The sequence below is a fragment of the Ruminococcus sp. genome, from assembly GCF_024691275.1.
Lineage (GTDB): Bacteria > Bacillota > Clostridia > Oscillospirales > Ruminococcaceae > Ruminococcus.
The window spans coordinates 21,071-35,498 of the sequence record NZ_JAILNU010000022.1; the positions used below are offsets into that span (position 1 = coordinate 21,071).

Consider the following 14,428-nt stretch of genomic DNA (forward strand, 5'->3'; position numbering starts at 1 on the left):
TATTTATTTCTCCTTTAAATTATTTTTTATTATTTTAACTCCGCGACGCACGAGTTCGTCGCAGATGTATTCGAGCTGTAATTCGTTCCCGTGAATATCATATGTATGCTTTTGGTTCTTTAAAGAAATACACATATATAACTCGTTTTTTTCACTGCCGTAAGAACTGTAACGGTCATATTTTTTTGTGCGCTTTCTTGTAAGTACGGCATTGTATATATCAGAAATGCTGAAATAACCTGTTTCAGACATATTGATGTATACACAGTAATCTATTCCAATGTTAAAATCACATTCTTTGGTGCAGATCATGTTGCCTCCCATATAAGAACGCTCTATCATAGGAAGTTTTTCGTCAGCCCGTTTTATAAACAGTTTCACATAAAAACCGCTGAAATGAATTATTGCCATTACAAAGCAAAAAATAGCGATTCCACTTGTAAAAATAAGTAGAATTTCTGATATAAAATCATGGTCATCTTTATATATCCATAATGCAAGCGGAATGAATATCAGCACTGAAAAAGACATAAAAAGCCATCTCGGAGCGAATTTCCATCGACTTATAGTTTTTAAATCAGATTTCATATTTTCGCCGGTGATTTCACGAAAAGCGTTTTTTTCATAGTTTTCAAGAATCTGCTGCCTTATAACGGATTCAGGTTCGGAAGCTCTTTTTAAAGCTTTGCTTTCAGATTTTTTATCAGCCAGTTTTTCTTCTGCAATATTTATCAGCAGAAAAAACGGTATCATCAAAAGAGGTGTGAATGTAAACCATAATTCGTTATATCGTTCCATTAAAACAGCTATAAAAAATAATAACGCAGATATACTGCTGAAAAGCAGTATAAGAAGTCCGATTTTCTTTTTCCGTTTTTTCATAAGCAATTACCGTAAAGAATGAAAACGTCGGGCGTTTTCATGTATATCACGACCTTTCGCGTACATTGCTCAGTCTGCGTGTTTCATTATGGCTTTGAGCAGACCGAGAAAAGCGGAGTGAATGAAGGTACGGACTGCCACGAGGAGCTGTCCGCCCATGAATACATATTTTATATAACCGTAGAAGCTTTTACCAAGCTTGTCGGTGTTCTTATTTGCAAGTCCCTCCATGTATGGCTCGACGGTACTGCTGCCGAATGTGGTGAACTCCACAAACACAGCCAGAAGAACTGCCGCAGTAAATCCGAGGTTCAGGTTTGCGCTGTCAAGACCTGCAAGTCCCGAAAAAGGGTGGATATATCTTGTGAAAAGCGAAACAGAGATGACGCAGACAACTGTGCAGACCGTCATGCGTATGAAAGGGGAGGGCGCTTCTGACCTTGCCGGACTTGTGAAGCCGATATACATCATCAGCAGCGAAAAAAGGAAGACTATCAGCGCAAGACTGAGGTAGCCGATCAGTTTTTTCAATTTCCGTCACCCCTTACAAAATAATAAAAGCCCCCGAACAGCGCAGGCTGTCCGGGGGCGAAGTTACTCGCGGTACCACCCCGATTTACCGAGCAAAACTCGGTCTCGATAAGCTGTAACGGGCATACCCGTCCGAACCTACACGCAAAAGCGTTTTCAGCACGGCAACTCCCGAATGTAATTTCCTATGCGCCGTCATTCCCTCACACCACACGGGAACTCTCTGTATCGGGCTTTGCACAGGCTTTATCCGTTCACTGTTTTTGCTTTTATATCATATCATATCTTTTTCCGCTTGTCAAGAGAAAAAGTTCATTATGCGGTAGATACTGCGGAACGGCAGTGCTTATGATGCTTTTCGGAATACATTTTTTCGTCCATATCGTTCATGAAGCTGTCGGCAGTATCATTTTCACCGAGTATGCTCATGCCCATGGAGAATGAGAGATGATAATCGGCTTTCCCCGAATTATTGAACCTTTTCAGCTGATTTCTGATGCTTCTTTCGATATTTATTAGTTCAAATTCGTTATCGGCTTTTGAGATGATGACAAATTCATCTCCCGCGAATCTGACAGCAATGCTCTTTGAGGGGATAGCCTCCCTGATTATATTGGCAGTGTTTATCAGGGCTCTGTCTCCTACGGAGTGACCGTACATATCGTTTATATCCTTGAAGAAGTCGATATCTATCATGACACCGCCGATCTTTGTGCCTTTGTGACAGGCTTCCGACAGCACATGGTCAAGGTAATTACGGTTATACAGCTTTGTGAGCGGGTCAATGTATGACAGCTCGTTCTGAAGAGCCATATGTACGCCGACAAGTCCTACAGCAGCCGATATCCATGCAAGTGATATCCCGTAGAATAGGAGCTGAGCAGTTGTGCCGACTATGAGCGGCATAATGAACATCCAGATAGGGAAAAAACGTGATTGCGGCGACTCCTTGTAGTATCTGTACCTCACGCATACGCTGAATCCGATATATACGAATACGGAAAGATAGTAGATATATGAGAGCGGCTGACGGCTGTAAACGTTTCCGGCATCAAAGCTGAAAAGATAACCGAATCTGATATTGGGGATAAGTGAGGCGATAAGTATCAGTGTGGGAACGGCGAGCCACTTGTAATACTTTTTCAGGCGGCTTTCCTGCTTATACAGCCGAAGGTCAACGTATATGCACCATAAAAAAGACAGAGTCACGTTTAATGCGTACAGGAGAGTACAGGTGATTACGGAGATAGTGTGAGCACCCTGGAATGTCCTGCCGTCGACCATGAATGAAATGGTCTCAGTAGCACAGCCTGCTGAGGTGACGATTATCATAACGGTAAAAATCCTGTCACTGGGCAGACGGCGCTGTCGGACGAGGTAACTGCTTATCTGGAGCACTATCATCATGATAACACCTATGGAATTGGCAACTGTGATAGCTTGCAGATTCATAAGATCCTCCTTCCACTAACTAAAAAATCCCATATACCATTATATCATGTTGTATATAATGTTTCAAGAACTTAACTGAAAATTTACAAAATGTGCTGAATTTGGACATGATTTCTGACATTTTTCGATAAAATAGTCGGTTTTAAAGTTTTTTTGAGCGGGGGGCTTGAAATTTGCAATTGTTTGATATATAATTAGTTGTGATAAATTTACGGGAGGAACGAAAAATGTGTACTAAAATCGGATTTGACAACGAAAAATACCTTAAAATGCAGTCTGAACATATCAGACAGAGAATATCTGAGTTCGGAGATAAGCTTTATCTTGAATTCGGCGGAAAGCTTTTTGATGACTTCCATGCTTCAAGAGTACTGCCCGGTTTCAAGCCTGACAGCAAGCTCCAGATGCTTTTGCAGCTCAAGGACGATGCTGAGATAGTAATAGTCATCAATTCTGATGATATCGAAAAGAATAAAGTCAGAGGCGACCTTGGCATAACATACGATGTGGATGTTATCCGTCTTTTCAATGTGTTTACAAAGATAGGTCTCTATGTAAGCAGTGTTGTACTGACACGCTATGACGGTCAGCCTACAGCAGACGCTTTCCAGAAGAGACTTGAAGCTCTTGGGATAAGAGTGTACCACCATTACAGTATAAAGGGTTATCCGTCAAATCTTCAGTACATCATCAGTGATGAGGGCTACGGCAGAAATGAGTACATCGAAACAAGCCGCAAGCTGGTCGTTATCACTGCACCGGGCCCCGGAAGCGGAAAAATGGCTACCTGCCTCTCTCAGCTCTACCATGAGCATAAGAGGGGAGTAAATGCCGGATACGCAAAGTTTGAAACTTTCCCGATATGGAACCTTCCTCTCCGTCACCCTGTAAATATCGCCTATGAGGCTGCAACTTCCGACCTCAATGACGTTAACATGATAGACCCGTTCCACTTGGAAGCTTACGGAAAGACTACTGTAAACTACAACCGTGATGTTGAGATATTCCCCGTGCTCAATGCAATGTTCGAGAATATCCTCGGCGAGTCTCCTTACAAGTCTCCTACGGATATGGGCGTAAATATGGCAGGAAACTGCATAATCGACGACGAGGCTGTTTGCGAGGCTGCAAAGCAGGAGATAATCCGCCGCTATTATGTGGGTATGTGCGACTACAGAAAGGGTCTTATCTCGCAGGACGAGTTGATGAAGCTTGAACTTCTTATGAAGCAGGCAAACGTTACCGTTGAGGACAGAAAGGTCGTAAAGGCTGCTCTTGACAAGGAGAAGGCTACAGAAGGTCCTGCTGCTGCAATGGAGCTTCCTGACGGTACTATCATAACAGGACGTACATCAAATCTTCTCGGTGCAGTTTCTGCGCTGCTGCTCAATGCACTCAAGCATTTTGCTGATATCGACGATGAAGTACTTCTCATGTCGCCTCATGTTATCGAGCCTATCATGGAGCTCAAGGTAAATCACCTCGGCAACAACAACCCGAGAATGCATACCGACGAGACACTCCTTGCGCTCTCTATCTGTGCTAATACCGATCCCAATGCTAAGAAGGCAATGGAGCAGATAGCAAAGCTCCGCGGCTGTGAGGTGCATTCAACTGTTATACTTTCATCGGTCGATGAGCGTATCTTCAAGAGACTCGGCATTAATCTCACCTGCGAGCCTAAGTACGAAGCATAAATATTGTGATAAATGCCATAGATAAGCTGGTTATTCAGCAGAGCTGTGGCATTTTTGCTTACGAATGAACATTTAGAGTTTATAATGAAGAAAAAGTTTGGGGGAGTATCATGCAAGGTTTTAACAATGGATTCAGCATTATGTTTTTGATGTTTATATTAGTATTTTCTCTGGCTTTTGTTTTAATAGCTGCTGTTTTCATAAAAAATCTCAGAACATGGAACAAAAACAACAATTCGCCGCGTTTGAGCGTTGATGCAAAGGTTGTAGCAAAAAGGACGAAAGTCGCGTACCACAGCGGAACAGCCGACTTTTCAGGCTCTTCTTCGACTTCTTATTTTGTAACATTTCAGGTCGAGAGCGGCGATCGCATGGAGCTTCGCATGAGCGGACAGGACTACGGAATGTTGGCTGAAGGAGATACGGGAAAGCTCTCGTTTCAGGGGACAAGATTCCTCGGATTTCAGCGTTATATGCAATAAAATATCCCGAAAGCGGTCTTGCGGCTGCTTTCGGGACTTTTTTATATTGAGATGTCATTACTGTGCAGAGAACTGATCCTTGCCGACTCCGCAAAGAGGACATTCAAAGTCGTCGGGAAGGTCTTCAAACTTCGTTCCCGGAGCTATACCGTTCTCGGGAGAACCTGCTTCTTCATCGTATTCCCAGCCGCAAGCGTCACATACGTATTTCATAAACACACCTCCTTACTGACAATATTATGCTCAGTGACCTCTGAGCTGCTGTATTTTCGTGCTTGTTTTGTTATTTTTATTATATAGTTAATTTGTGAACAAATCAAGGTTCACAGGGTAAAAATTTATGTTAAATGAAGAAAATATGTTCGATAGGTTTATTTTTTGCCATAGATATGGTATAATACTATTTGTACGTTTCATTCAGATAATTTGTTTTGTTTGAGGAGCATAATATGACTGATAAAATAATAATTAAAGGTGCAAGAGCCAATAACCTTAAAAATATAGACCTCGAACTCCCGCGTGACCGCCTTATCGTCATGACGGGACTTTCAGGCTCGGGAAAGTCCTCCCTTGCCTTCGATACTATATATGCTGACGGTCAGCGCCGCTACGTTGAGAGCCTTTCATCCTACGCAAGAATGTTCCTCGGTCAGATGGAAAAGCCGGATGTGGACAGCATCGAGGGCCTTTCTCCTGCTATATCCATAGACCAGAAGACTACCTCAAAGAATCCCCGTTCCACAGTCGGAACAGTCACAGAGGTATACGACTATCTCCGTCTGCTCTATGCGAGGATAGGCGTTCCTCACTGTCCTGTATGCGGCAGAGTTATTTCCCAGCAGACCATTGACCAGATGGTGGATACCCTTATGGAGCTCCCCGCAGGTACAAAATTGCAGCTTCTCGCTCCTATCGTAAGAAATCGTAAGGGACAGTACGCGAAAGAACTCGAAAGTGCAAGAAAATCGGGCTTCGTCCGCGCAAGAGTTGATGGCATCATGTACGAGCTTTCCGAGGAGATAAAGCTTGACAAGAACAAAAAGCACAACATCGAGATAATCGTTGACCGTATCGTAATAAAAGAGGGGATAGAGTCCCGTATCACCGACAGCCTTGAAACTGTTTTCAACCTCTCGGGAGGACTTGCCATTGCTGATGTTATCGGCGGCGAGGAGATACTTTTCTCCCAGAATTACGCCTGCCCCGAGCATAATATCAGCATCGGCGAACTTGAACCCGTCATGTTCTCTTTCAACAATCCTGTGGGTGCCTGCCCCAAGTGTACAGGTCTCGGCGTTTTCAGACATATCGACCCTGACCTGATAGTGCCGAATAAGGAGCTTTCTATCGAGCAGGGCGCTATAAGCGCTTCGGGTTGGAACAGCCTTGATGAGACTTCGATAGCTATGATGTACTACCGCGCTATCTCAAAAAAGTACGGTGTGCCTATTGATGTTCCTGTTAAAGAGCTGAAAAAAGAGCAGCTCGACCTCTTCCTGTACGGTACAGGGGAGGAGACTCTCGAACTGAAAAGACCTCAGTCACTGGGCGGAGGAACATACCGTTCGCCTTTTGAGGGCGTTGTGAACAATCTCGAACGCCGCTACAAGGAGACTTCGAGCGACTGGTCAAGGAATGAGATAGAAGAGTACATGAGCGAGGTGGAGTGTCCTGTCTGCAAGGGAAAGCGTCTGCGTGACGAGTACCTTGCCGTTACAGTCGGGGACAAGAATATCAGCGACCTCACCGACCTCTCGGTAAAGGACGCTCTAAGTTTCTTCGACGGCTTGAAGCTCTCGGAGCACGACAGCTTCGTGGGAGAGCGTATCATAAAGGAGATTAAGGAGCGCCTCGGCTTCCTCAGAAGCGTGGGACTGGAATACCTGACCCTTTCACGTTCCTCGGGTACTCTCTCGGGCGGCGAGAGCCAGCGTATCCGCCTTGCTACTCAGATAGGTTCGTCGCTGGTAGGAGTACTCTATATACTCGACGAACCGAGTATCGGACTGCATCAGCGCGATAACGACAAGCTCATAGCGACCTTGAAGCGGCTGCGCGACCTGGGAAACACACTTATAGTTGTAGAGCATGACGATGATACTATGCTTGCCGCTGATTATATCGTGGATATAGGTCCCGGAGCAGGCATACACGGCGGTGAAGTCGTATTTGCAGGAACAGTTGACAAGCTGCTGAAAAGTAAGAACTCCATAACAGGTCAGTACCTCAGCGGCAGAAAAAAGATAGATGTTCCGAAAAAACGCAGGAGCGGCAACGGAAAGTTCCTGACAGTAAAGGGAGCAACTGAGCATAATCTGCGTGATATCGACGTTTCTATACCTCTCGGAGAGCTGATATGCGTTACGGGCGTTTCAGGCTCAGGAAAATCTTCGCTGGTAAACGAGATAATCTACAAGCACCTCGCTGCAAAGCTCAATCGCGCAAAGATAAGATGCGGCAGCTTCAAGGCTATGGAAGGACTTGAAAATCTCGATAAGGTGATATGCATAGATCAGTCACCGATCGGACGTACTCCACGCTCAAATCCCGCAACTTATACGGGCGTTTTCAGCGATATAAGAGAGCTTTTCGCAAAAACTCCAGACGCTAAGGCTCATGGATATACAAGCGGAAGATTTTCCTTCAATGTCAAGGGCGGACGCTGTGAAGCCTGCGAGGGCGACGGAATAATCAAGATAGAAATGCATTTTCTGCCCGATATCTATGTACCTTGCGAGGTTTGCAAGGGAAAGCGCTACAACCGCGAGACCCTTGACGTTCACTATAAGGGAAAGTCCATATATGACGTTCTGGAAATGACAGTGGACGAGGGAATGGAATTTTTCGAGCATATCCCTAAGATAGCACGAAAGCTTAAAACCTTGCAGGAAGTGGGACTGGGATATATCAAGATAGGTCAGCCTGCCACTACGCTTTCGGGCGGTGAGGCTCAGCGCGTTAAGCTGTCAACTGAGCTTTCAAAGCGCTCCACAGGCAATACCATATATATACTGGACGAGCCTACTACGGGACTTCATACTGCCGATGTCCATAAGCTGATAGATGTGCTTCAAAAGCTGACAGATCAGGGAAATACAGTTCTTGTCATCGAGCACAACCTCAATGTCATAAAAGTTGCAGACCACATAATCGACTTGGGGCCCGAGGGCGGCGACGGCGGCGGAATGATAGTCGCACAGGGAACTCCTGAGGAGGTAGCAGCTTGTCCGCAGTCGTATACGGGACAGTATCTGAAAAGTTATCTATAATAAAGCCGTCACATTTGATTTAGTTCATGTTACGTGTCGTGTAAGGCGCGGGCGAACACTGTTCGCCCCTACAATAAGCTGACGGATAATGGCTAAGGCTCAAATACAATGCCCCGAAACACTTTAAAGTGTTTCGGGGCAAAACTTTTTATATGGGTATCGACCTTGTACTTTTGGGCTTAAACTAAATGTGCAGCTGAAAACATTCAGCTTGCTATCTGTTTTGCAAGGAACTGTGCTGAGGCGTTGATAAGGCTCTTTTGCAGCTCTGTAACTTCTTGGCACTTTTCTGTTGTCATAAATGCAACAGCTCCCGAAACATCGCCTGCTGTGATTATTGGCAGAGCTGCCGTAGCAGTCCTGCCCACGCCCTCTACAGGATAAAAATTATTGGTGCTGCCGTCAGGACAGAAGAACTGTCCGCGGTTCTCCATAAGCTCTTCAAGCTGAGATGTCACACGGCGCTCTGAAAACTCCTTGCGCGGAACACCTGCGGAAGCCACAACGTGATCCTTGTCAAAGATTATGACCGGACAGCCTGCTATCTTGTACATGATGTCAGCAATGTTGCAGGCGTTTTCGCTCATCTCGCTGATCGCGGAATACTTCTTGAATATGACTTCGCCTTCGTTGTTGGTGTATATTTCAAGCGGGTCGCCTTCACGTATACGCATGGTGCGACGAATCTCCTTAGGTATGACTACTCTGCCGAGATCATCTATTCTTCTTACGATACCGGTTGCTCTCATAAAAAATACCTCCCAAAATCTGTTTGACTTTGTGAGGTTATTATTTCCGTGTTGGTTTTGATTATGCATTGATGACAAGACGATTTTATCTGCGATTTTTATTGGTTTGTACGCTGAAAATACGGACTTGCCTGAAGAATTCGCACTGCGCTGTTTAGTTTGCGCAGAACAGGTATCCCGAATAAATGTTGTCGTGCTTCTTTACACCTCGGTAATTCCTGTTCGTGCGGCGTTTCATCTGTTCCTGTACACTATATATCAAATGTCGTGAGGACTGAGGGCATCTCCGTCTGCTCGACAAAACGCAGAGAGTGCTTTCAGGCTATGATCGCCGATGCATTGGCAGGAAAGATAGACCTTATCATTACAAAGAGCGCCAGCCGCTTTACAAGAAGGTAACGGTTTCGCCCTTGTTTAACACCGAAATATTTTGAAATTACAAATTTGTAATTTCATACACAAACCGATTTTCAGATGATATAATGGAATACATACAGAGACGTTTTTGTTTTTTTTAGGAGGTATTTGTATGAATAATAAAAGAACTAAGAGTATGCTGCCAGAATCAAAAGGAAGTATTCTTAAGCGAGCTGCTGCGGTATTGCTATCTGTGACGATGCTGCCGCTCATGGAACTTCCAGCCATAACTGACGCTGCATCACCTGTTACACTTGCATCAAAAACAATGAATGCCTCAAAAGCCATCGGTATTAATAACGATGCCGCACCTGACGGATTTGACGAAGATGACGACAAAAGCAACCCATATGGCAGGAAGACTGTTGTATTTGGCGATGCTGAAGAGGTTTACAGCATGAAGACAAGTATGTCCGACGGTTCGATCATTGGTGACGATGTGAGTAATGTCGGTTCAAAGTGTAAAAACGAAATTACTTGTCAAAACACCCAATGGGTAGATAGAAACGGAAATGAGGTTAAGCGTTTCATTTCAGATATTGCTATTTGTGGTTATCCACGCTATTGGAGCAACGAAAAATGGAAAAGCAATTTACCGAAGGCAGTTGCTGAACTGCAGCGGAATGGCTATGATGTCGTTACTTACAGTAATACTTTGGATGGTGACCGGAGTCTGGAGGGAACGGATCTCGCTGCCGGAAAGCCTGGTGATGCAAATATGCATCGTCTCTTCCGTGGTGATGAAGTAGCCAAGTATAATATTGCGATCGGATATAAATATACCGATGATGCAAACGAAGCAATCAAAGATGTGATGCTGTTTGACGACGCTTATAGTGAAATAAAAAAATACTCGACCCACGAGTTTAACGGAAGATATTATCAGGAACCAACTGTCTTTGGAGATAGCGAGTTCCGCAGTAATAACGGCTATCTGAATATGGGATATAACTGGGATGAAAATGGTGCATGGACTCTGTATATGGTATATACAAAGCAGAACAAAGCATCTTCTTCCGAAGTAACAGCCGTCACCGGCTTGTCCATGTACCCGCATGGTAAAGAAAACAGCAATTCATATCTGGGTGTTGGCAGTTTTTATACAAATGGTGATGGCAAACATGTTATACGCCAGGAACATACCGACCTGAATGCAGGCTTAGACCATTATTGGTTTCCTGAAATGTATCTGCATCAGACGACCGTGACTGTCCGTCCACTGCAACTTGAAGGCAGCACCGTCAGCGGAAAGGCAAAAATTCAGGAAAAATCTGCGATCAACAAGACCGCAGGCGGAAACTTTGACGGCAACACAGAGGGTCAAAAGAATCATTTTGCAATGGTTGCGGCGGTTGACGGCGAATTGCAGCTTGCTGTTGTGGAGGCAAAAGATCCGGAAAACAGCCAGACTGTGAAAACGATCGGTACTTACAGTGACAAATCTGAAGTCACCTTAGCAGCACAGATGAGCATTGCTTCAGGCGACTTTGACGGCAACGGCATTGATGATATCGCAGTCTATAACCCATTCCACACAGACGGCTCTCGTGTGGAGATATACTCAAAAACGGGTTCAGGCTCGGTTGATGATATTAACAGCTGGGAGATCAAGCGAACGATCGCTGTTACACCGGATGATGTTGTTTCACTTTCTGTCGGTGATATCAACAATGACGGTATTGACGACCTTGTTGTTGCTGCAAATGACGGCGTTAATGTTTACAGCGGCGCAAGAAAGAATATGCTTTCCGAAAATGAGCAGATTTGTGAAAACAGTGAGGCGATTAATTTCTCTGCAACTGTATTCCGTGATAAAATTGCAGGACAGTATCAGAATTTCATCGCTGTTCTTGGAGCAGGAAAAGAAACTCTCACAAGTGGCAAGCTCTCGGTATTTAGCAGAGATAACAAAGGCAATTATACAGCCGTTGCAACAACCGAGGCATATTTGGGGAACATTAATGTATTAACAAAATTAAAATATCAGCTTGAACTCGTCTATGCGGACGGCAGACTTGTTTCGCCCTATTTCAATATGCAGACCTATATTTTTGAAGAGGGCAAACTGACAGAAAAAAAGCTTTCCAAATTGGATAATAGCAATAATAGGTTTTCTTTCGTTTATTACAAAGAGGATATGTATCGATACCTTCCGTATGATATTCAGGTAGCTGACCTGAACGGAACAGGTGAGGAGACTGTATTCTTTAAAACTATGATAGCTGACGAAAAAGGTACAATACATACACGTTCATTTTCAGCTATTACACCAACGGAAAAAGATTCCATTTATATGAGTTCCACTATCAACAAAAGTCAGGACACTGAATATTGCTACGCTGTTGTAAATACAGACAACGACTCATCTTATTTGACCTATACCGGAAAGCACTGGTTCTCCTATACTGATCCTGCTGTGCTGGCAGTTCTTGCCTCTCCTCCGTACTTCAAAGACCTACTGGAAAAAGACGATCTCTCCGGAGACTACCCGGGATCAATTACTTCCTACGGCAAGACAAAAGGCTCAGGCAGCAGCAATTCAGAAGCAGCAACTATTTCCGTAGGAGCATATATCCGCTATGAGCAGGATTTCTCTATGTTCGGTGTAAAAGTTGCATCTATAGAAGCTGAAGTTGAAACAATGGCGAACTTCACAACAGAGTTTGAACAAGCCTCTGAGATCAGCTATACCACCGAGTATACTACAAGCTCCGGTGCAGATGCAGTCGTGTTCTACTCAATTCCTTATGAGTTCTATGAGTACGACATGGTATACTACTTCAATGGGGAAAAGTATACCAACAAACAGACCATTGCAATTCCCAAGCAGCCCTGCACATCAACGGTTGAAATGGAAAAATACAAGCAGATATCTTCTATGTACCACGAACTGCCGCAGCTTTCCGATGATGTCTTGCGACATACGCTCGGTAAGCCTGAAACATATCCGCAGAATACCATGGGATATCACAATGTTCAGGAGTTCGACGGAAACTACATGGCAGTTGACTTCACCAGCGTAGGCGGTGGTATGTCACAGAGCCAGTCAATTGAAATGAATGAAGAAAATGGCAATAGCTATTCCACAGGTGTAGATGTTACAGTATCTGCCGGTGCCGGTGCAGGTGGTGTGACCGTAGGTGTGAAAGCCGGTGTCGGCGCAGAAGCAAGCTGGGCAACCACTTCTACCAACGGCTGCGCCTTTACCGCAGAGATGCAGAATATGCCAAAAGAAGCCGAAGAATACGGCTACGGTATGTCGTGGAAGCTCTTCGCTCACGATGGTACCTACACGGATTACAAAGGCAATACCGTGTCTTTCCCTGTTGTAGATTACCTTGTAACAGATGTCATTCAGCCTCCGCTGATCCCAAGGGACTTCCATCAGAACTATCAGGAATCTACTCAGAATAGTATTCGTCTGGAGTGGAAGTACGAAGACCCCTCCATTGCAGAGAAATTCAATATCTACCGCATTACTAATATTAACGGCAGAGATTCAGCGGTTCTGGTCGGTTCTGTCGCAGCATCCGGCGGCACAAAGGAAGATGACGGAATCTATTCATACGTTTTTAAAGATTCCGGTCAGTGTGAAAACAGCAAGAATATTATCATGAACTCAGGTACAAAGTTTGATTACAGTATTGAGGCGGTACGCAGCTTTGCAGCTCCACCGTCTGTCTCTATGCCCGGCGATACCATTTCTGCTTACACACTTCCTGATGCAGAGTATCCCGACATTGTGCTGAAGGGTGTTGAAAATAACAAGCTAACACTTTATCCCGATCGCGATTATACGATAACTGCAGATGTTCAGAATGCGGATAACTTCTTACAGCTTTCTTACCAGTGGCAGAAGAGAGACAGTAAGAATAACTGGAAAAACATCAAGGGCGGCAACACGAAGGTGTTTGAAATCACAAATGCCACCTCCGAGGATGCAGGTCAGTATCGCTGCCGGATCGATGCGATCTATTATAACGAGGAGCATCACGAGAAGTCTGCATTTAGCATTACAACCGATGAGATCGACGTTGCTTACCAGATGAGAACCGTGAAAAATGATTCCTTTACGGTTTCCTGCAAGGAGAGCAAGCCCGAAGCAATTCTTACGCTGTTCCCTGAAGATCCCTACTGCTTTGTTGCACCGACGGGTGATGTAAGATTTATTATCCGCAGCACTTCTCTCGAAAAGAGCTTCACCGTTCCGTTAAAGAACTCCGGAAAAAAGGCAACTGCCAAGCTTTCCACAGCAGCAGACCTGAGCGAGCTTCCGGAGGGGGTATACGAGATCACAGCTTATTACAGCGGCGACAATGTATTCAGCTCATTTGCCGAAAGCAGCAAGCAGAGCGTTTTGGTCGGAGAATCCAAAATCTATCCGGTTCTGATGAACGAGAACGGCGAACGCACAGATACATTCTATTACGGCGATAAGATGTTTTTGAAGTTTTTAAGCTATACAAAGGATGCTGATGGCAATTCTACAGAAACCGAGATGAAAGATGAAACGCATCCAGACGGTTATTCTGAGCTTCTGACAAAAAAACCTGATATTTATGTAAATAATGAGATCAAAGTCAAATTGCAGGGCTTTGATGATGAACAGACATTCCAGTATACCTATACCGTAAAAAAACGTCCGCTTGCAGTACGTGTAATCAGCGAGGAACTGTTTGCCGGAGATGTGGAAGGTCATCTCCCACAAATGGATATTCTTTCCGGTTCGCTTGCGGCAGATGATGTGCTTTCAGATATTGTCGATCTGACCTTCAAGAACAGCACAGGAACAACAAACGTAAGTATTACCAACAACACGAACCCCGGCACATACTTTGCCCAGCTTTCTGTATTGAGCAGCGAAACTGCTGAAAACTATGACATCAAGCTCTATTCTTATGCATTCACTATCAATTCACAACAGTATACACTGATGTTTTCTGCTGAAC

Annotated in this window: 10 protein-coding genes and 1 other annotated feature; of the genes, 5 read left to right on the forward strand and 5 right to left on the reverse strand. The window is 44.5% G+C overall.

What is annotated here, in order from left to right; translation table 11 throughout:
• Positions 1-3 precede the first annotated feature (3 nt).
• The 3 genes from K6G33_RS02460 to K6G33_RS02470 form a co-directional block, all read right to left on the reverse strand.
• Positions 4-882: a hypothetical protein gene (locus K6G33_RS02460; protein WP_296775863.1), complete on the reverse strand. Its 879-nt coding sequence runs from the start codon at positions 880-882 to the stop codon at positions 4-6.
• A gap of 69 nt (positions 883-951) precedes the next feature.
• Complete coding sequence (locus K6G33_RS02465; RefSeq protein WP_296775866.1) at positions 952-1,413, reverse strand: hypothetical protein; 462 nt, start codon at positions 1,411-1,413, stop codon at positions 952-954.
• Between the two features lie 50 nt (positions 1,414-1,463).
• Positions 1,464-1,680 (reverse strand) — a binding site (T-box leader).
• A gap of 48 nt (positions 1,681-1,728) precedes the next feature.
• Positions 1,729-2,865: a GGDEF domain-containing protein gene (locus tag K6G33_RS02470; protein ID WP_296775867.1), complete on the reverse strand. Its 1,137-nt coding sequence runs from the start codon at positions 2,863-2,865 to the stop codon at positions 1,729-1,731.
• 227 nt (positions 2,866-3,092) lie between these two features.
• Here K6G33_RS02470 and K6G33_RS02475 point away from each other — a divergent pair, with 227 nt between their 5' ends.
• Together K6G33_RS02475 and K6G33_RS02480 are read left to right on the forward strand one after the other, a co-directional pair.
• Positions 3,093-4,562, forward strand: a complete 1,470-nt coding sequence (locus K6G33_RS02475) for a DUF1846 domain-containing protein (RefSeq protein ID WP_296775869.1) — start codon at positions 3,093-3,095, stop codon at positions 4,560-4,562.
• A gap of 110 nt (positions 4,563-4,672) precedes the next feature.
• On the forward strand, positions 4,673-5,044 hold the full coding sequence (locus tag K6G33_RS02480) for a DUF2500 domain-containing protein (protein WP_296775871.1): 372 nt from the start codon (positions 4,673-4,675) through the stop codon (positions 5,042-5,044).
• Between the two features lie 57 nt (positions 5,045-5,101).
• On the opposite strand, the gene K6G33_RS02485 is transcribed toward K6G33_RS02480, so the two are convergent.
• On the reverse strand, positions 5,102-5,257 hold the full coding sequence (locus tag K6G33_RS02485) for a rubredoxin (RefSeq protein WP_296775873.1): 156 nt from the start codon (positions 5,255-5,257) through the stop codon (positions 5,102-5,104).
• Positions 5,258-5,493: 236 nt separating this feature from the next.
• Here K6G33_RS02485 and uvrA point away from each other — a divergent pair, with 236 nt between their 5' ends.
• Positions 5,494-8,313: an excinuclease ABC subunit UvrA gene (gene uvrA / locus K6G33_RS02490; protein WP_296775876.1), complete on the forward strand. Its 2,820-nt coding sequence runs from the start codon at positions 5,494-5,496 to the stop codon at positions 8,311-8,313.
• Positions 8,314-8,519: 206 nt separating this feature from the next.
• Here the strand turns inward: uvrA and K6G33_RS02495 are convergent, their stop codons facing one another.
• The gene (locus K6G33_RS02495) at positions 8,520-9,062 is read right to left on the reverse strand and encodes a stage V sporulation T C-terminal domain-containing protein (RefSeq protein WP_296775878.1); all 543 of its coding nucleotides are present in this window, start codon (positions 9,060-9,062) and stop codon (positions 8,520-8,522) included.
• Positions 9,063-9,221: 159 nt separating this feature from the next.
• On the opposite strand from K6G33_RS02495, the gene K6G33_RS02500 reads away from it, so the two are divergent.
• Together K6G33_RS02500 and K6G33_RS02505 are read left to right on the forward strand one after the other, a co-directional pair.
• The gene (locus K6G33_RS02500; protein WP_296775884.1) at positions 9,222-9,461 is read left to right on the forward strand and encodes a hypothetical protein; all 240 of its coding nucleotides are present in this window, start codon (positions 9,222-9,224) and stop codon (positions 9,459-9,461) included.
• 130 nt (positions 9,462-9,591) lie between these two features.
• Positions 9,592-14,428: FG-GAP-like repeat-containing protein (locus tag K6G33_RS02505; protein WP_296775881.1), on the forward strand; the 4,837-nt coding region annotated here is incomplete at its 3' end.